The 4,072-nt window shown below is 62.3% G+C and carries 5 protein-coding genes; 1 reads left to right on the top strand and 4 read right to left on the bottom strand.

From position 1 onward, the window contains the following. Positions 1-66: 66 nt before the first annotated feature. Positions 67-1,827, bottom strand: coding sequence for an ABC transporter transmembrane domain-containing protein (locus ACF8GB_RS20640; RefSeq protein WP_392527585.1), 1,761 nt, complete (start codon positions 1,825-1,827; stop codon positions 67-69). A 214-nt stretch (positions 1,828-2,041) separates the two neighbouring features. On the opposite strand from ACF8GB_RS20640, the gene ACF8GB_RS20645 reads away from it, so the two are divergent. After that, positions 2,042-2,215, top strand: coding sequence for a PA1571 family protein (locus ACF8GB_RS20645; RefSeq protein ID WP_392527587.1), 174 nt, complete (start codon positions 2,042-2,044; stop codon positions 2,213-2,215). Positions 2,216-2,289: 74 nt separating this feature from the next. Here ACF8GB_RS20645 and pdxB read toward each other — a convergent pair whose 3' ends face one another. The 3 genes from pdxB to ACF8GB_RS20660 all read right to left on the bottom strand — a co-directional run. After that, positions 2,290-3,432 carry a 4-phosphoerythronate dehydrogenase PdxB gene (gene pdxB / locus ACF8GB_RS20650; protein ID WP_392527588.1) on the bottom strand — a complete coding sequence of 381 codons (1,143 nt, stop codon included), beginning with the start codon at positions 3,430-3,432 and terminating at the stop codon, positions 2,290-2,292. Positions 3,433-3,492: 60 nt separating this feature from the next. Next, positions 3,493-3,735 (bottom strand): sulfurtransferase TusA, encoded by a 243-nt coding sequence (gene tusA, locus ACF8GB_RS20655; protein ID WP_058605718.1) that lies wholly within the window; start codon positions 3,733-3,735, stop codon positions 3,493-3,495. Between the two features lie 79 nt (positions 3,736-3,814). Beyond that, positions 3,815-4,072: hypothetical protein (locus ACF8GB_RS20660; protein ID WP_392527590.1), on the bottom strand; the 258-nt coding region annotated here is incomplete at its 5' end.

A 4,072-nucleotide genomic window follows, 5' to 3' on the forward strand; every position in this document is an offset into this window, starting at 1 on the left:
TGTGCGGGTTTTTTGTTGTTCACGACTCAGGCTCATACCTGCATCGCGCACCAGCGGGCCAGCCTTTCAAGCGGACGTAAATTGCAGCGCTGCCAGCCGTGCATACAACGGGCTGGCTTCAATCAGCTCACTGTGGGTCCCAGTGGCGACTACTTTGCCTTGGTCGACCACGGCAATGCGGTCGGCGTGTTGTACCGTGGCCAAACGGTGCGCGATCACCACCGTTGTCCGCCCCGCCATCAGGCGCGGCAAAGCTTGCTGGATCAGGTGCTCACTGTGAGCGTCGAGCGCGCTGGTCGCCTCGTCAAGCAGCAGGATCGGGGCATCCACCAGCAACGCACGGGCAATCGCCAACCGTTGGCGCTGCCCACCGGATAAACCCACCCCGCCCTCCCCCAGGCAAGTCTGGTAGCCCTGCGGCAACTGGCGTATGAACCCGTCGGCATGGGCTGCGCGCGCGGCTGCTTCGATGTCGGCCAGGCAAGCGCCAGGGCGTCCGTAGGCAATGTTGTCCGCCACCGTACCTCGAAACAGTGCCGGTTGCTGTGCGACCCATGCAAACTGCTGGCGAAGGTGGTCGGGGTCGAGTTGGTCGATGGGGTGGTCATCGAGCAGAATCTGCCCGTGCTGAGGGTCATAGAACCGCAGAAGCAGGTCGAACAGGGTGGATTTACCCGCACCGGAGGGACCGACCAATGCAAGCATCTGGCCTGCCTGGATGGCCAGGCTCAGGTCATCGATAGCCTTGTGCTCGGGTCGCGAGGGATAGGCAAACACCACGCGCTGCAACGCCAGGCAGCCCCGTGCACGGCCTCCCGCCAGCCGCCGCGCACTGGATGGCGCCAGAATCTGGCTTTGCGCTGCCAGTAATTCGGCTATGCGCTCTGCTGCTCCAGCAGCACGCTGGAGCTCGCCAATCACCTCGCTGAGTGTGCCGAACGCACTGCCCACTACCAGGCTGTAGAACACGAACGCCGCCAACTCACCCCCCGACATACGCCCGGCGATAACGTCCAGGCCGCCGACCCACAGCATTGCGCCGATAGCGCCTAGCACCAGCACAATCACCACGGTAATCAGCCAGGCCCGCTGCGTAATGCGCTGGCGGGCCACTGCAAATGCCGACTCCACCGTCTCGGCGAACAGTGCCCGGTCGTGGGCTTGATGGGTGTAGGCCTGCACGGTCTTGATCTGGCCCAGGGTTTCGGCCACATAGCTACCCACATCTGCCACCCGGTCCTGGCTCTGGCGGGAGAGGCTGCGCACACGACGACCGAACAGCAGGATCGGGGCCAGCACCACCGGCAATGCCACGACCACGATGCTGGTCAGTTTCGGGTTGGTGATGAACAGCAAGACCACACCCCCCACCACCATCAGCGCATTACGCAGGCACATGGACAGGGACGAGCCAATCACCGATTGCAGCAACGTAGTGTCGGCCGTCAACCGAGACTGTATTTCCGAGCTGCGGTTGTCTTCGAAAAAACCCGGATGAAGCTCGAGCAGATGGTCAAAAACGGCGCGACGAATGTCCGCCACGCACCGCTCACCTATCCAGGAGACGAGGTAGAACCGGCTGAAGGTCCCTACCGCCAGGGCCAGCACCAGCAGCAGGAAGAGGCCAAGGGTCTGGTTGAGCTGATGGACGGAACCGGTCATGAACCCCTGATCCACCAGCAGGCGGATGCCTTGTCCCATGGACAGGGTGATGCCGGCAGTCACCACCAGTGCCAGCAAGGCCAGCACCAGGCGCCGCCGATATGGGCGAAGAAAATGCCAACCGAGGCGCAAAGCGCGGCTGGGGCGCGGAGTTGTAGAGGCCATGGATCTGCTCTCGAAGGCGGAACATGCAGCCTACCATTCATGCCGCAGCACGGAACTGTCTGGCGCGGCTATAGCCTATTGTTCTAACCGCGCTCTGGCACTTGTTCGCCATCTCTGGTGGACTATGGCCCAGCCTCAGGTTGCGCCGCACCCGCGTCGACGATCTGCCAGGCGCAAGGTTGATACCAGACGTCATCTGAAGAGGAGACCCTGCATGAGCTTGCACCATAACCGCGAACACCACACGCCCCGTCACGCACCGTCCCCCCAGGCAAGCGGCGCGCTGATCGACGCCCAAGGGCGGGAGGTACCGATCACCGAGCAGATGATCCAGCAGGCCTGCAAGGCCTTGGAAGAAAGCCGGGTCGAGCGCTCGCAGAAAAACTGATCACCTTATTCCTGACCCGGCGCAAGCGCCGGGTTTTTTATGCGTGCTGCTTTGCCCTGGGGCAACCCCGAGCGTCAGACCCTTTTTGCTCCGATAGCGTCAATCAGCTGCGCAAGCTGGGGCGAGTTACCACGGATGCGCACGGATAGCCCTTCGATTTCACGGCGTGGCGGATAGTGTTTGCGCAATAGGTCGAAAGCCGCACGTTGCTGCTGCGCGTCTTCGCTCAGGCTGCGGCGCAAATCGGCATCATCGCGGCGCGGATCGTAGACGGCGCGGCATAGCATGGCCAGTGCCCATTGCAGATCGGCCTCAGCGTCCAACTCAATCTGCGCGACTGGCGGGCGCGGCAACAGGTCGGCCAGTTGAATGCGCTCATCCACGCCCAGGTGTTGACACAAGGCGCGATAGATCTGGGCGGTGCCACGCTGACGGCCATCGAGGCTATAGCCGGCGATGTGGGGGGTGGCGACGGTACACAGGTCGGCCAACCGCAGATCGACCTGGGGCTCGCCTTCCCACACGTCCAGCACCGCGTGCAGGTCATCGCGCTGCTGCAGGAGCGTGCGTAATGCGCCATTATCCACCACTGCCCCTCGACTGGCGTTGATCAGCCAGGCGCCGGGGCGCAGTTTCGCCAGTTCTGTAGGGCCTAGCAGGTGCCAGGTCGGGTACTGGCCACCGCGTTCGAGGGGTGTGTGCAGGCTGATGACATCGCAGGCTTGCAGCAGGGTATCGAGCTCGACGTAGTCACCGCCTTCGGCGGCCTGGCGCAATGGATCGCAGACCATCACCTTCCACCCCAGGGCGCGTAGCACGCCCACCAGCCGCCCACCTACTTCGCCTGCACCCACCACGCCGTAGACGCGCTCGTGCAGTGATGCACCCTCAAGGTCAGCGAGGGTCAGCAGGCTGCCCAGCACATAGTCCACCACACCCCGGGCGTTGCAACCGGGTGCACTGCTCCAGCGGATACCCGCTTGTTCGAAGTAGTCGAGATCGAGGTGATCGGTGCCGATGGTGCAGGTACCCACGAACCGCACGCGACTGCCTTCTAGCAGTTGCCGATCGACCTTGGTCACGGAGCGGACCAGCAGGATGTCGGCCTCCCGGACGCTGGCGGCGTCGAAGCTACGCCCAGGATAGCGACGAATCTCGCCAAACCCTTGGAAGAAGGCATCGAGCAAAGGGATGTTTTCGTCGGCAACTATCAGCATGGCGCTCTCCTGTCTGGGGAACGCAGTGTAGGCTCAACGCGGAGCGTGTTCCAGAGCGGCTCAGTCGGCTTTCTTGCGGATCCAGTAGAGGAAGGTGCCGGCGGCTTCCTGTTGTTCCAGCAGTTGGTGGCCCAGGAAGGTACAGAACTTGGGGATGTCGCGTTGGGTCGAGGGGTCGGTGGCGATGACTTTCAGCAGGCCGCCGGCGGCGAGGGCGCGCACGTGCTGGTGCAGCATCATCACCGGCTCTGGGCAGTTGAGGCCGGTGGCGTCGAGGGTGGCATCAGGGGTGAGGTCGGTCATGAAGGGCTCCGCAAATGATGGGTATTGTGGCGCATTCGAGGGATGCGGGCCAAGTGGGGCTGTTGTGGGACCCGCTGGTTCAGGGGCGCCGTACCGGCAAGACCGCCTCTACCCGGAATCCGTTGGCTTTTGAGTGCGGTGCAAGGCAAATTTCCGCATACAAATGAGACAGGTTGCCAATCTCTATAAGATGCAAGTTGTGTGGCATTGCTAGTTCATACCACCCTTTCTTTTTATAATACATAACCATGACATTCCAGCTCGTGGTATCGGCCAGGATAAGATGCTCGATGCCTATTACTGTTGCTGTTGCTGTTGCTGTTGCTGTTGATCTTGA

The sequence above is a fragment of the Pseudomonas sp. xss_4 genome (assembly GCF_043104125.1).
Taxonomy (GTDB): Bacteria; Pseudomonadota; Gammaproteobacteria; order Pseudomonadales; family Pseudomonadaceae; genus Aquipseudomonas; species Aquipseudomonas parafulva_B.

Coding starts and splice junctions, on each gene's coding strand:
- ACF8GB_RS20645 (WP_392527587.1), top strand. CDS start 2,042: ATGAGCTTGCACCATAACCGCGAACACCACACGCCCCGTCACGCACCG.
- tusA (WP_058605718.1), bottom strand. CDS start 3,735: ATGACCGACCTCACCCCTGATGCCACCCTCGACGCCACCGGCCTCAAC.
- ACF8GB_RS20640 (WP_392527585.1), bottom strand. CDS start 1,827: ATGGCCTCTACAACTCCGCGCCCCAGCCGCGCTTTGCGCCTCGGTTGG.
- pdxB (WP_392527588.1), bottom strand. CDS start 3,432: ATGCTGATAGTTGCCGACGAAAACATCCCTTTGCTCGATGCCTTCTTC.